Here is a 13091-nt window from a genome sequence, read left to right on the forward strand (position 1 = left end):
TTACTCGACAAGCTGCGCTGTCGCCGTACCGATGGCGTTGCCGCCCATCGCGGCGCAATTGACCTGGACATTGGAATTTCCGACGATCGAGATCGTGTCGGCGATGATTTGCGTACATGTCGTGCTCGTGCCATTGCCGCCACTGAAGTTCAGCGCCCCTTTCGGGAGGTAGACCGCTCCCTGCAGATTCTGTGTACCGCCGCCCGTCAAGTTGAAGCTGGTACCCACCGGCATCCTCCGGTCGCCATAGATTGCGATTCCAGCGGTCATTCCGCTCGTCGGCGCCGTGAGGCTGACATTGGCGTTGCTTCCGATCGTCGCCGAGCCCCAGTTGCCGGCCGAGCCGGTAAACACCAAGGTGACGCCCGTTCCCGTGATCGTAGCGTTGCCGGCCACCGACAGGTTTGCGCCGTTGAGATAGTAAATCCCCGGATTGAATGTCAGCGTGGCACCCGCGGCCACCGAAATGTCACCGCAATAGCTGCCCGGACTGAGGGTCGTCGTCCCCTTCACGTTGAACTTGTTCGAGTAGTCGCACCATGTCGGCATCGTGGGCGTGACATTGGCGTAGGGATCGGCGATCGCCCTGATGCCGGTCCGAATGCCGTTGGTCGCCGTGATGCTGCTCGCGCCGGAAACCCCGCCGACGATCCCAACCATGGCCGCGGATATCGTGGCCGACCCGCTGACATTGAGTGCCGAGCCAGCATTGGAGTCGTCATAGAGGTTGCAATTGATCAGGTTGAGCTGAGTGGCGCCCTTCACCGTCACGGCAGGATTGGCGGTCGGGTCAAGCGCCAGCACGCAGCCTGTCCCGACATTGCCCAGTGCGACGGCACGGGCCGTGACCGGCACCGCCCCGGAGCCAAACAACGCCGACATTAGCCGCGCTTGCGGCTGGGTGATGATGACTTCGACCGCCTGGGAGCTGGAAGTGAAGCTTCCCGTGGACGGCGGCTGGTTCACGGTAACAGTGACGTTGCTGATCCCGTTCGCGTAGCCGTAGAAAGCCGTGATGGCGTTGGCCTCGGTCACGAAATTGGTGCCGGCGGTGGCTGCACTGACAGCCGCCGAATCGGCCGCGCTCATCATATTCTTGTGCTTGTAGAACCACCACGCGACCTCGGTACCGAGTCCTGCGGTTCCGACCAGGACTGGCATCAGCAAGGCGATGATAATCGCGTAGCTGCCGGACTGGTCGCGCGCAAAGCGCTTCAGGAGACCATCCGGGCACGCTCGGCACTCATCCGGTACCGACCTCATTTGCGAGGATATTCCAACTTCCGCCTTCCAAGTGATGAAGGCCGTCATGTTGTCCTCACGCCGCTTGTGGCAAGCTTCCACAATTCCTACAGCGTGACAATTTAATGTCAGTTCTGCGCGATCGACGAAAATCGGACATGGCTCTTAACACTCCTTTAGCTAATCCGGGCTGTCCGATCCTCTGTCGTGCCGCAGCAAACATGACCGTAGACGTTCGCCGCGCGCAGCTTCGATGCGCGCTCAGGAGCCGAACTTCGCCCGCAGCATGGCGCCAAGGAGATTCGAGTAATCGTCCGTCCAGAGTGCGCTGGCCGGATCCGGCGACATGGCGGCCCAATGCCGGGCCGCCTCGCCGACATCCTCGGGCGTGCGCGCAAGCATCACCACCCGGGACGCCGTCCTCAGCGTGGTCATGACGTCGCCGGCGGGATGCCCTTCCTTGAAGAGTGCGATCAATCCCTGGGACTGCGCGATATTCGCCATGATCGGCGCGAGATCGAGATGGCGGTTGGAGATATGCACAAGAATGACCCCGTGCGGCGCCAGCTTCGACACATAGCCGGCGATTGCTTCACGCGTCAGCAAGTGGACGGGAATGCTATCGGACGAGAAGGCATCCAGCACGATCAGGTCGTAGCGATCAAGCGAGGCCTGCAGTGTGAGACGCGCATCGCCAAGCACGAGGCTAGCCTTCGGCGCGCAGCGCGACAGGAACGTGAAGAAGGTTGGATTGCTCGCGATCCGGATCACCTCGGGATCGATCTCGAAGAACGTCCAATTCTCCGCGCCGCGACGGAGGCAGGCGAGCGTGCCGGTACCGAGACCGACGACAGCAACCCGCTCGAAGCCACTCCGGGCGCCGCGTGCCGCCGCAACCCCTTCGGCTAGCGGGCTGCCCGGATAGTAGTAGCTTTGAGGCTGAGGCGCTCCCTCGACCGGCGTACCGTCGTCGTTCCGCAACCGCTCGGCGCCATGCATCGTGTTGCCGTGAAACAGCAGCCGCGCGCGGCCGTCCGCGAGGTCGACCACGGTATGGACCCCGAAGAAGCTGCGCGCGGTCTCGATCGGGGCCATGCCGGGACGCCAGAACGTCGTGAGCATCAGGCCGGTGATCGCCAATCCGGCAAATGACACCGGCCGCTGGCGCAGAAACAGCATGCAAGCCGTGAGCAGGACCAGCAGGGCCCTGAACGGCAGCTCGAACGACGCCGGGAGCTGCAGCTGGGTCACGTACCAGACCATGGCAAGCGCGATCGCCACCGCCAGCCACGGCGCCGCCTTGATCAGCGCCTGGCGCGCACCGCCTGCGAACATCCCGGGCAGCGCCAGCAATGCGAGCGCGATCAGGATCGGATATTCGTAGTTGCCGGAAAAGATCTGCGGCGCCAGCAGTCCGGCGAAAGCGCCGCCCAGCACACCGCCAAACGAGGTGCACAGGAAGAACTCCGTCAGCCGTTGCGGGTGCGGACGCCGGGCGTAGAGCTCGCCATGGCAGAGCAGCGCCAACAGCGTGAACACGACGAAGTGGAGCACGGTCGTCGTGAGCCAGAACACCTTGGCGCCGACCAGACTGATCGCAAGGGGGGCCACGGCGAACGGAACGAGACGCACCACGGTCGCGTGGCTGATCCACGGCCGATCGCGGAACACGACAACGAAGGTGAACAGATAGAGCGCCAGTGGAATTACCCACAGAAAGGGCGCTGCCGCGACGTCGGTCGTCAGATACGCGGTCACCGCGATGACCAGCCCGGACGGAATGGCCGCAAGCGCGATCCATTGCAGCCTGTCGGCCACGCTGATGACCGATGTCTCCGGCGACGGCGTCGCCCTTCCGGGGCCATGACCTCGTCCGAGCACGAAGGCAACCGCCATGACGAGCAGCGCGAGGACCGCAAAGCCGAACGACCAGATGCTCGCCTGCATATTCAGCGCCAGCAGCGGCTCGACAACGACAGGATAGGCAAACAGGGCCGCGAACGAGCCAAGATTCGACGCGGCATAGAGCACATAGGGATTGTCGGCATCGCGATGGCCGCTTGCGGCGAACCAGCTCTGCAGCAAGGGCGCGCTCGCCGACAACGCGAAGAACGGCAGGCCGATTGACGCAGCGAACAGCCCGAACAGCCAGAGCGCGGTTCCATCGGCGGGTGGCGCACCCCAATTGGGCGCGATCGCGATCGGCAAGGTCATGGCCGTGACCGCGAGCAGGAGCAGATGGACGAGGCCCGCGCGCTGCGGTCCGAACCACCGGCCGAGCAGATGTGCATAGGCATAGCCGGCGAGCAGGACCGCCTGGAAGAACACCATCGCCACCGACCAGACCGAGGGCGCGCCGTCGAGCTTCGGCAGCACCATTTTCGCGAACATCGGCTGAATCAGGAACAGCAGCAGCGCGGATACGAATAGCGTCGCCACGCTGAGAACCGGCAACAGGCGCGCTTCGTCGGCAGAACGCGATACCTCTGGAAGTGTCGGCTCCGGCGCATTCTCGAAAAGTGACATTCGTTGGCCCTTGCAATCTTTACTTGCAAGGTAGTTAGCCACGCCTAAGCAAGGGTTAATCGCAGTTCGGGGAGCGTGCATCGGCGGCGGAGGGAGGGCCCGACAATCTCGTTGAATGACAAAGCAATTGCGGCAGCGTATCGAGATCGACATAGGCGATTTGGAAAGCGCGGGTCATGGTTTTTCCTCCAGCGTCGCCGCGACGGCTTCTGCGTCGTAGCCATAATGTCGGTTCATTGCCTCGGGGCTGCCGCGCACGCCGGACTTTCGATAGCCTGGTAGACTTCGCGCAGTAATGCATCGGTTTCGACGAGCAGATTCCCTATCCTCCGAATGGGCCATGATCGTGTTCCGCAAAACACGAACAACGAGCCAAGCGATGAAGGAGCCGGGTGGATCGCCCTGAAGAATGGCCCTCCCGCCCAATGAATGAGGCCGCGCTCGACAGTCAGAAGAAGCGGGGCACGCTACTTGCACACGCGACGACTTGGACGAACTCGCACGCGCCCCCTTTATTGAGAAAGCGATATCATGACCAAGAACGTGAACCTCGTCAGCCATCCCCTCGTGCAGCACAAGCTCTCGCTGATGCGCGACAAGGATCGTTCCACCAAGGGGTTTCGCGAGCTACTGAACGAGATCGGAATGCTGCTCTGTTATGAGGTCACCCGGGATCTACCCCTGGAGATGGTCGACATCGATACGCCGCTCGCTGCGATGAGGACACCCAAAATTGCGGGCAAGAAACTCACATTCGCTCCGATCTTGCGGGCGGGTGTCGGGTTTCTCGACGGAATGTTGGCGCTCGTCCCGTCAGCACGCGTCGCGCACATCGGCCTTTACCGGAATCCGGAAACGCTTCAAGCCGTGGAGTACTTCTTCAAGGCGCCGCAGGATGTTTCGGAGCGCATCGTGATCTTGCTGGATCCAATGCTTGCTACGGGAAATTCCGCCAGCGCGGCGGCCCGCCTGCTCAAATCGCGAGGCGCGCAAGACATTCGGTTCGTCTGCCTGCTCGCAGCCCCCGAAGGAATTGCCCGATTCCAGGACGAGTGTCCGGACGTTCCGATCTGGACCGCTGCTATCGACGAAAGACTGAATGATCACGGGTATATCGTGCCAGGCTTGGGCGACGCAGGAGACAGAATGTTCGGCACCAGGTGAGCCGTCGGCAGCGCTTTCGTGCTGTGCGTGAACAGATGCCGTTCGTAACGGCACACGACGCCCGATGCTCAGCCCGACCCGTTTGCCAACAGTCGAGCGATTACGGCAACCGGCCCGCCACCTGGGGGTCCCTGATGTTCGGCTCCGCCGGAAACATACACAGCGCTGGTTCCCGACAAGCCGCTGATCAATCCGCCGACGGCAGCGCGAGCGTGCCGGGTTGAGCTGATGTCGGTATCCTCAAGCATGATGTGACGAAATCCGCGGATGCTCCCGTTCGGCGCGGCTTCCGCCTTGGCAAAGATATTGACGAGCTGCCGCGACGCCGTTGGCGGCCTGGAGGCATCGTCGATGTGCAGCCCCACGCTTTTCAACGCATCGATCACCGCTGTCGAATCAATGGCGTCGCTCATCACGGCGTGTCCGATCTCGAATGGAGCCGCCGACGACGTCGTATTGCCGAGCACGATGACCACGTTATGCATCAGTTCGATGCCCGCCGACGTGGAGGCGACCGAGGAAAACAGATCGAACCGCCGGAGAACGTGTTCGTCGTCAATCTCGCCTTCAACCTCGCCAAGCGCGACGGCCACGCCCAGCGCCGACGCGCCACGTGAATACGCCATCGAACCGTATGCGCTGTTGGTCACGGTCTCATGACCCCGCGCCACCGCTGCCTCGATGCGGTCGCTGGTCAGAAGCGGGCACTTGATCTGCACAAAATGAACGTCTTGCGGATCGACGATCCCAGCATCGGCCATGGCGGCAGCCACCGCCCTTGCGGTTTCCCTGATCTGCACGCCGCGACCGATCTCCTCGGGCAGGAAATCCCGCGTCTGTGCCATCCCGATGCTTAGGCGTTTCCCGGAGATACCTGAATCGTGATTGGCGGCACCGTCACGCGTAAACACGGTGATATGTGGACTGAGCACACCTTCCGTCCCACCCGACATCACGAACGCAATCCGTTGCTCAACGCGATGCGGCGGCAAATCCAGATAAGGCGCCAGGGTCGTACGGAGAGCAGAAACGGCGAACTCACGCGTGAAATCGTTGACGCCTCCATTGCCCTCAGTCTTCCCCAAGATCGCAACGATCGACTTTGGATCGATCCTGCCTTGCTCGATCAGGCTCAGCAGACCAGAGACGTCACCGGGGCCCTTGGTGGAAATACGAACGACGTCGACCGATTTTGTGCGCATGCTCTTCCCCTCGGATATCTTCGGGCTCGCAAAAAGATATGGCAAGCCAAAACGTCTCCCGGCGCCTGCGGGCACGGCACCGGTTTTGATCGCATCGAGATGGCTTTGGCAAAGGGATCGGCCTTCAACATCGCCTCGATCGCCTACGTCCGGAACTCAAGCCTCATAGACAGCGCACCCGGCAACTGACCTCCGATCTCGGTCGCAGCGGCGCGGCCGACCTCGTCGGCCGGCGGAATCTGCCCAATTTTTGTCTGGTCTGTCGCAAGATTTGGCACATCTGTTGCATCGAACTCCGGATCGCGGGCCGGGGCGACAGTGTTGCTCAAGATCCCTGGCAAGACTAAGCGGAATGGTGCGGATGACGACGACGGCGGCGCTCGAACTCGTACAGTTGACCAAGATGTACGGTGGCGTCACCGCCGTTGACGCCATCAACCTCAAGATTCCCCCCGGCTCCTATTGCTGCCTGCTCGGGCCGTCCGGCTGCGGCAAGACATCGACGCTGCGCATGGTGGCCGGCCACGAATCGGTCACTTCAGGCGACATCCTGGTCGGGCCGAAGAATGTAACCGACCTGCCCCCGGCCGATCGAAGCACGGCGATGATGTTCCAGTCTTACGCCCTGTTCCCTCATCTCTCGGTCATCGACAATGTTGCCTTCGCCTTGAAGATGAAAGGCGTCGCCAAGGCTGCACGCCATGCCGAGGCCAACAAGTTGCTGGAGCTCGTCGACATGCAGCCCTATGCGGGAAGGCTGCCAGGCCAGCTTTCCGGTGGCCAGCAGCAGCGAGTCGCACTCGCGCGCGCGCTGATCACCTCTCCTCAAATCCTGCTCCTCGACGAGCCGTTGTCGGCGCTTGATCCGTTCTTGCGGCTGCGGATGAGAGCCGAGTTGAAGAAGCTGCAGCGCGAGCTCGGGCTTACCTTCATCCATGTAACGCATGGCCAGGACGAGGCGATGGCTCTGGCCGATATCGTGGTTCTCATGAACGCGGGCCGGATCGAGCAGCAGGGTTCGCCGCGTGAAATCTTCAATCACCCTCGAACCGAATTCACGGCGAAATTCATCGGCGGACACAATGTTATTGCTGTGGGTCCCGAGACCTTCGCCGTTCGGGTTGACCGGCTGATGCTGAAGCGACCGAGCGAAGCGGTCGCTGGTCCATCGGTTGCAGGCACCATCAGCGAGGTCGAATACCAGGGAACCTATGTCCGCGTCGTCATTGCCGTCGAGGGTGGCTCCGAGATCTCGGCCCAGGTCACGGAAACCCAATTCGACGCGGCCAACTACGCTGTCGGTGAACGTGTTCTCGCCACATGGGACCCGACGCAGGCTAGCCTTCTTAAAACCACGAGTCCTGAAATCGCCCGGTCGCCTGAAAGGGCGGCGTGACACCCAAGGAGACAATCATGAGCAAATCCTCGAAATTCGATCGTCGCATTAGCCGTCGCACCATGCTGAAGGGCGCGGCCGGAGCGGTCGGCCTTGCGGCGGGCTCGGGCGCAATTACCGGATTTCCCCACGTCCATTCAGCCGATCCGAAGGTTCTGCGTTATCTCGGAACGGCGGTGAACGAAGGTGACGAGATCTCAAAGAAGTGTCTGGAAGATACCGGCATCAAGATCGAATACATCACGGCAACCACCGACGACGTGACCAAACGCGTGATCACCCAGCCGAACTCGTTTGATGTGCTGGATACCGAATATTTCTCGCTGAGGAAGCTGGTGCCGTCGGGCAATATTTTTGCGCTGGACGCCAGGAAGATCAAGGAATTCGACAACATCACCCCGGTGTTCACCAAGGGTCAGTTGCCGAACGGCAAGAAGATCGGCGATCAGGGCACCGCGCCGTGGAAGGTGCTTTATCTTGAGGGTGCAAACTCCAAGACGTTCTCAAAAACGCCGACCGAATTCGTGACGCTGATCCCGACGGTCTACAATGCCGACACGCTCGGTATCCGGCCGGATCTGATCAAACGGCCAATTTCATCGTGGACCGAATTGCTCAATCCCGAATTCAAGGGCAAAGCCTCGATTCTCAACATTCCGTCGATCGGAATCATGGATGCCGCGATGGTGGTCGAAGCCAGCGGTCAGCACACCTATGCCGACAAGGGCAACATGACGAAGGCCGAGATTGATCTCACCATGAAGATCATGACGGAAGCCAAGAAGGCCGGCCAGTTCCGCGCGTTCTGGAAGGATTTCAACGAATCCGTCAACCTGATGGCCTCGGGTGAAACCGTCATCCAGTCGATGTGGTCGCCTGCGGTCACCAAGGTGCGCTCGATGGGGATCGCCTGCACATTCCAGCCGCTCAAGGAAGGCTATCGCTCGTGGGCGTCGGGGTTCTGCGTATCGAAGGCGGTTACGGGGCCAAAGCTCGATTGGGCCTATGAATTCGTGAACTGGTACTTGTCGGGTTGGGCCGGCGCCTATCTCAACCGCCAGGGTTACTATTCGGCTGTGCTGTCCACTGCGAAGGCCAACATGACGGCGGACGAGTGGGGCTACTGGATGGAAGGCAAGGCCGCCGTCAGCGACATCAAGGCACCCGACGGCACGATTCTCGAGAAGGCCGGCACCAAGCGCGACGGGGGATCCTACGAAGACCGCATGGGCGCGGTCGCCTGCTGGAATGCCGTTATGGATGAGAACGATTACATGGTGCGCAAGTGGAATGAATTCATCGCCGCCTGATGCAATCCACAGGAGGACAAGGCGTTTGACAACTCCTGCTGCGCCATCACCGCGATTCTCCGTTCGATGATGCAAGACCGCAAGACCTTCGTTGCCTGGCTCCAGGCCGCACCGATGATGCTCGTTTTCTCGGTGTTCTTTCTCTTGCCGCTGCTTCTTGTGACGATTGTCAGCGCGTGGGACTACAACGAGTATGAAATGATCCCGGCCTTTAGCCTGCGTGGCTACAGCGACACGTTCGAGGGATGCATCGCCGATCTGCCCAACCTCTGCACCATCCTGAAGACCTATCTGAAGACGTTGAAATTGTGCCTGCTGACCTGGAGCCTGACGCTTCTGATCGGCTTCACCGTCGCCTATTTTCTCGCATTCCACGTCCGGTCCAAAACCTGGCAGATCGTACTTACCTTGCTTTGCACCATCCCGTTCTGGACGTCGAATGTGATCCGCATGATCGCATGGATTCCGCTGCTTGGCCGGAACGGGTTGGTCAACAGGGGACTCGAGGGCGTGGGACTGATCCGGCAACCGCTGGAGTGGCTCCTGTTCTCCGAGTTTTCCGTCGTACTTGCCCTCGTTCACCTCTTCACCTTCTTCATGGTGGTGCCGATCTTCAACTCGATGATTCGCATCGACAAGCGTTTGATCGAAGCCGCCTATGACGCCGGCGCCACCGGATGGCAGACCCTGGTCAACGTCGTTATTCCGCTGGCAAAACCCGGAATCGTCATTGGTTCGATCTTCGTGATCACGATCGTGATGGGCGATTTTGTCACGATCGGCGTGATGGGCGGCCAACAGATTGCATCTGCGGGCAAGATCATCGAGACGCGCCTGAATGCGCTGCAATTCCCGGCCGCTGCGGCCAATGCGGTCATCCTGCTCGGCATCACGATCCTGATCATTTCGGCGCTGACCCGAATCGTCGATGTTCGCAAGGAGCTGTGAGATGAACGAGAAGCGATCGCGATTCTTCTATCTTCTCGCCGCATTTTTCACCGCTTACGTCCTGTTTCTATACGGACCGATGTTCGCGATCTACATCCTGTCGTTCCAGGGGCCGGATGGCGGCCTGACATTCCCCATGAATGGTGTGTCCCTGGTGTGGTTCGGCAAGGTGTTCTCCGGCTCAGGCATCGTCGACATCGCCGCGGCTTTCAGGCGATCGCTTCAGCTCGGCCTTGTCGTCATGGTGCTTACGGTCGTTCTCTCGGTTTCGGCAGGCCTGGCCTTTCGCAGATCGTTCCGCGGCGCGACCTTGCTATTCTACGTGGCCATTGCCAGCCTGATCATGCCATCGATCATTACCTCGCTCGGCATCGCCCTGGAATTCCGGCTGCTTGACGACTTCATCATCAAGAGCGGCGCCACGGATTGGACAACGGCAATGGGGCTTTTTACATCGGGCCTCGGTGCACATCTGACCTGGACCTTGCCTTTTGGTCTCCTGATCATGTTTGCGATCTTCAACAGGTTCGATAGCCGGCTTGAAGAAGCGGCACGCGACCTGGGCGCCACGCCGTGGCAGACATTTCGGCATGTTGTGCTGCCGATCATATTGCCATCGGTCGTCGGTATCGGCCTGTTTGGGTTCACCTTGTCCTGGGACGAACTCGCGCGCTCGAGCCAGACCATCGGCCCTGTCAACACGCTGCCGCTTGACCTGCAGGGCCTGACGACCACCGTCACGAAGCCAGATATCTATGCGCTCGGAACATTGACGAGCGCCGTCTCCTTTCTCGTCATCTTTCTGGCGCTGGTTGTCATTCTTGTGCTTCAGGCCCGGCAGAGACGTCATGGATCGGACGCGGGCAAGGGACTGGTGTAAAATCCTCACACGCATCCGGATCGTCGCACGGCACCGCCGCCTTGACCGGGAGAGAATGGCCGGGCCAGCGACGCCATTATTGCAGCCGTGAGAGCCGAGAATACCGTCGTCACGATTTCAGGCAAGGAAGACGCCGGCCGGAAATTCGCGGCCGCCGCGCAGATGTGACTGGCAAGGAGACCGTTCATGAGCGACGCGAACAACTCGAACCACCTGCTCGACGACGAGAGCTTTCTGCGGCACTCGTTCGCGGTTGCGCGCCGCGCGATCAGCCATGGCAATCATCCCTTCGGCGCCGTTCTCGTGAATCGCGAAGGCAGCGTCCTGCTCGAGGCCGAGAACGGCTTCATGCCATCGCGCGACGGCACGGCCCACGCCGAGCGACTGCTGGCGACCCTGGCATGCACGACGTTGTCCGCGGAGGTCCTCGCGACTGCGACGCTGTATTCATCCGCCGAGCCGTGCGCCATGTGTGCCGGCGCGATCTACTGGGCCGGCATCGGCCGCGTCGTCTACGGACTGAGCGAACACCGCTTGCGCGAACTGACCGGCAATCACCCCGAGAATCCGACGCTCGATCTGCCCTGCCGCAATGTGTTCGATAGCGGTCAACGGAAGACAATGGTGGTCGGCCCGTTGCTTGAAGACGAAGCCGCGGTCGTGCACGAGGGCATCTGGGCGCGATAGTCGCGCGGTGATCCCTCAGCTGAATGCCTCCGCGCGCGGACGTGAAAGTGGCGCCGCGGTGTGTCGCGGCGCCACCAGGAGCCACCCGTGGAACGGATCGGGTGGATCAGAACTTCACGGAGATACCGGAGTAGAGCGATTCTTCGGTACAGGAATTGTTGCTGACGCCGGGCGAGACATTGCAGACGACGCTTTTGGCGTGATCGAGGCCGAACTTGTTCTGCCAATACCGGTAGGCCACCCAGACGTCCACGAAATGTGAATACTTCGGGCCCCAGAGCGCCTTGCTCGCGTCGAAGGTCAGACGGATCGGTTCGGAGTTGAGCTCGACGGCCGTACTGATGTTGGTGACCGGATTGAACGCCATCGGTTCGTTCTCGGTGCCCTTCTTGCCGTACCAGCCGGCGCGACCACTGATCGAGAAATACTGCATGCTCTCGGGCAGGAAGCCGAGATCCATGTAGTAGTTTACTTCGACGGCCCAGGTCGGGTTGAACTTGGTATTGCCGTCGGTGAGGCAGGTCACCCCGGGCACGCCCGGGCCGAACAGCCCGCACTGGTCGAACGCGTTGTGATTGGAGAACTCGTAGTACATCAACGGCGACACGTTGATGTAACCCTTGTAGGGAAGGTTGAACTCGAACTGGAGACCGGCGACGACGTCCCGCTTGGCGGGCGCCAGGAAATTGTTCTCCGTGTTGGCGTCCATGCCGACTTCGAACGAGATGTTGTTCAGCGGCCCCATGCTGAACGCCTTCGTGTTGAAGATCTGATTCCAGCCGAAGGTCGAGCGGAACAGCCCGTAGATCTCGGTCGCGCCGGCGCAGGTTGCTGGAGCTCCCGTGATGGTCACACCGACATTCGAGCAGGGTGACGCCGGGTCGTTATGATCCGACTTGTACATCGAGATCGTGAAGAAGTTCTGGCCATAGGCCCAGATATCGAAATGCGTGAACGAGTAGACCTGCTTGGCGGTCTTTCCGTTGATGCTGCCGTCAGGGCGGACGGAGAATACGCCCGGATCAGTGCCGGAGAAGATGTAGGAGTAGGTCACGCGGTCGTCGATGACCAGGAAGAATGGCAGATCAGCTGCCGGCTTGGGTGCCTTGACTGGCAGATCTGCGGCGCTTGCAAGGTTAGCGACCGGCATCAACCCCAATGATAGTGCCGCGGCCGACAAGGTTCGGCGGATGTTGAACATTGTGAAAGACCCCCAGGAGTGAACGCAACGAATTCGTGCTGATGCAGCAGCGTGGCGCAGCTTCGGGGCGAACAGGAAGCCCGAAGTTTCTCCACGCGCTGACGCGTGTTTGATCAGCAACCTCCGCGAGATCAGTTTGGTTGGGCCAGTCCTGTAGCGGTTGACGGCCGCAAAATTCGCTTCGACGGAATTCGGGATTTTTCAAATTATGCCCATCATTGCTCGACTTCCGCGACATTTGCGCACAGCGCGGGGACGTACCGCCGGGGCGCGGGAAATCCGCTGGAATCCTGCAGCGACACGCTGCTCAACTTTGCGTCATCGTTGACCGCTCCACTTTCGAATTGGATCGACAGTCACATTTCTGCAACAACTTCCACGGACGTGGCAGCAAGGCCGACTGACCGTCGACCCCGCAAATTTGCGGGGCGATTCAATCGTGCCGAAGCCTTGAGCAAGCACTGGCGCTTTTTCCCTACTTACGCGTGCGTGAAAACTGGCCCACTATTGCGGCTCCTCTCTCCACGCATGCGAT

10 protein-coding genes are annotated in these 13091 nt (G+C 60.7%); 6 read left to right on the plus strand and 4 right to left on the minus strand.

Annotation, left to right across the window (positions count from 1 at the left end; all coding sequences use genetic code 11):
- Both AC066Y_RS21915 and AC066Y_RS21920 read right to left on the minus strand, forming a co-directional pair.
- Positions 1 to 1311 carry a TadE/TadG family type IV pilus assembly protein gene (locus tag AC066Y_RS21915; protein ID WP_478275678.1) on the minus strand — a complete coding sequence of 437 codons (1311 nt, stop codon included), beginning with the start codon at positions 1309 to 1311 and terminating at the stop codon, positions 1 to 3.
- Between the two features lie 192 nt (positions 1312 to 1503).
- Positions 1504 to 3768, minus strand: coding sequence for a fused MFS/spermidine synthase (locus AC066Y_RS21920; protein WP_478275679.1), 2265 nt, complete (start codon positions 3766 to 3768; stop codon positions 1504 to 1506).
- 531 nt (positions 3769 to 4299) lie between these two features.
- On the opposite strand from AC066Y_RS21920, the gene upp reads away from it, so the two are divergent.
- Positions 4300 to 4932, plus strand: coding sequence for a uracil phosphoribosyltransferase (gene upp, locus AC066Y_RS21925; protein ID WP_249132048.1), 633 nt, complete (start codon positions 4300 to 4302; stop codon positions 4930 to 4932).
- Between the two features lie 68 nt (positions 4933 to 5000).
- Here the strand turns inward: upp and atzD are convergent, their stop codons facing one another.
- The gene (gene atzD, locus AC066Y_RS21930; protein WP_478275680.1) at positions 5001 to 6134 is read right to left on the minus strand and encodes a cyanuric acid amidohydrolase; all 1134 of its coding nucleotides are present in this window, start codon (positions 6132 to 6134) and stop codon (positions 5001 to 5003) included.
- 361 nt (positions 6135 to 6495) lie between these two features.
- On the opposite strand from atzD, the gene AC066Y_RS21935 reads away from it, so the two are divergent.
- The 5 genes from AC066Y_RS21935 to AC066Y_RS21955 all read left to right on the plus strand — a co-directional run bounded on the left by AC066Y_RS21935 (position 6496) and on the right by AC066Y_RS21955 (position 11355).
- Entirely contained in the window at positions 6496 to 7530 is a 1035-nt protein-coding gene (locus AC066Y_RS21935) for an ABC transporter ATP-binding protein (RefSeq protein WP_478275681.1), read from the plus strand.
- 17 nt (positions 7531 to 7547) lie between these two features.
- Positions 7548 to 8840, plus strand: a complete 1293-nt coding sequence (locus AC066Y_RS21940) for an ABC transporter substrate-binding protein (protein WP_478275682.1) — start codon at positions 7548 to 7550, stop codon at positions 8838 to 8840.
- Positions 8841 to 8906: 66 nt separating this feature from the next.
- Positions 8907 to 9788 (plus strand): ABC transporter permease, encoded by an 882-nt coding sequence (locus AC066Y_RS21945; protein WP_092122254.1) that lies wholly within the window; start codon positions 8907 to 8909, stop codon positions 9786 to 9788.
- Position 9789: 1 nt separating this feature from the next.
- On the plus strand, positions 9790 to 10668 hold the full coding sequence (locus tag AC066Y_RS21950; RefSeq protein ID WP_478275683.1) for an ABC transporter permease: 879 nt from the start codon (positions 9790 to 9792) through the stop codon (positions 10666 to 10668).
- Between the two features lie 186 nt (positions 10669 to 10854).
- Positions 10855 to 11355 (plus strand): nucleoside deaminase, encoded by a 501-nt coding sequence (locus AC066Y_RS21955; protein WP_478275684.1) that lies wholly within the window; start codon positions 10855 to 10857, stop codon positions 11353 to 11355.
- A 106-nt stretch (positions 11356 to 11461) separates the two neighbouring features.
- Here the strand turns inward: AC066Y_RS21955 and AC066Y_RS21960 are convergent, their stop codons facing one another.
- Positions 11462 to 12556: a hypothetical protein gene (locus tag AC066Y_RS21960; RefSeq protein WP_207833813.1), complete on the minus strand. Its 1095-nt coding sequence runs from the start codon at positions 12554 to 12556 to the stop codon at positions 11462 to 11464.
- Positions 12557 to 13091 lie beyond the last annotated feature (535 nt).

The sequence above is a fragment of the Bradyrhizobium sp. USDA3010 genome (assembly GCF_056429065.1).

What these genes read in the sequence shown, in the direction of transcription:
- AC066Y_RS21945 (WP_092122254.1), top strand. Translation starts at nt 8,907, where the DNA reads ATGATGCAAGACCGCAAGACCTTCGTTGCCTGGCTCCAGGCCGCACCG.
- upp (WP_249132048.1), top strand. Translation starts at nt 4,300, where the DNA reads ATGACCAAGAACGTGAACCTCGTCAGCCATCCCCTCGTGCAGCACAAG.
- AC066Y_RS21915 (WP_478275678.1), bottom strand. Translation starts at nt 1,311, where the DNA reads ATGACGGCCTTCATCACTTGGAAGGCGGAAGTTGGAATATCCTCGCAA.
- AC066Y_RS21920 (WP_478275679.1), bottom strand. Translation starts at nt 3,768, where the DNA reads ATGTCACTTTTCGAGAATGCGCCGGAGCCGACACTTCCAGAGGTATCG.
- AC066Y_RS21955 (WP_478275684.1), top strand. Translation starts at nt 10,855, where the DNA reads ATGAGCGACGCGAACAACTCGAACCACCTGCTCGACGACGAGAGCTTT.
- AC066Y_RS21935 (WP_478275681.1), top strand. Translation starts at nt 6,496, where the DNA reads ATGACGACGACGGCGGCGCTCGAACTCGTACAGTTGACCAAGATGTAC.
- AC066Y_RS21960 (WP_207833813.1), bottom strand. Translation starts at nt 12,556, where the DNA reads ATGTTCAACATCCGCCGAACCTTGTCGGCCGCGGCACTATCATTGGGG.
- AC066Y_RS21940 (WP_478275682.1), top strand. Translation starts at nt 7,548, where the DNA reads ATGAGCAAATCCTCGAAATTCGATCGTCGCATTAGCCGTCGCACCATG.
- atzD (WP_478275680.1), bottom strand. Translation starts at nt 6,134, where the DNA reads ATGCGCACAAAATCGGTCGACGTCGTTCGTATTTCCACCAAGGGCCCC.
- AC066Y_RS21950 (WP_478275683.1), top strand. Translation starts at nt 9,790, where the DNA reads ATGAACGAGAAGCGATCGCGATTCTTCTATCTTCTCGCCGCATTTTTC.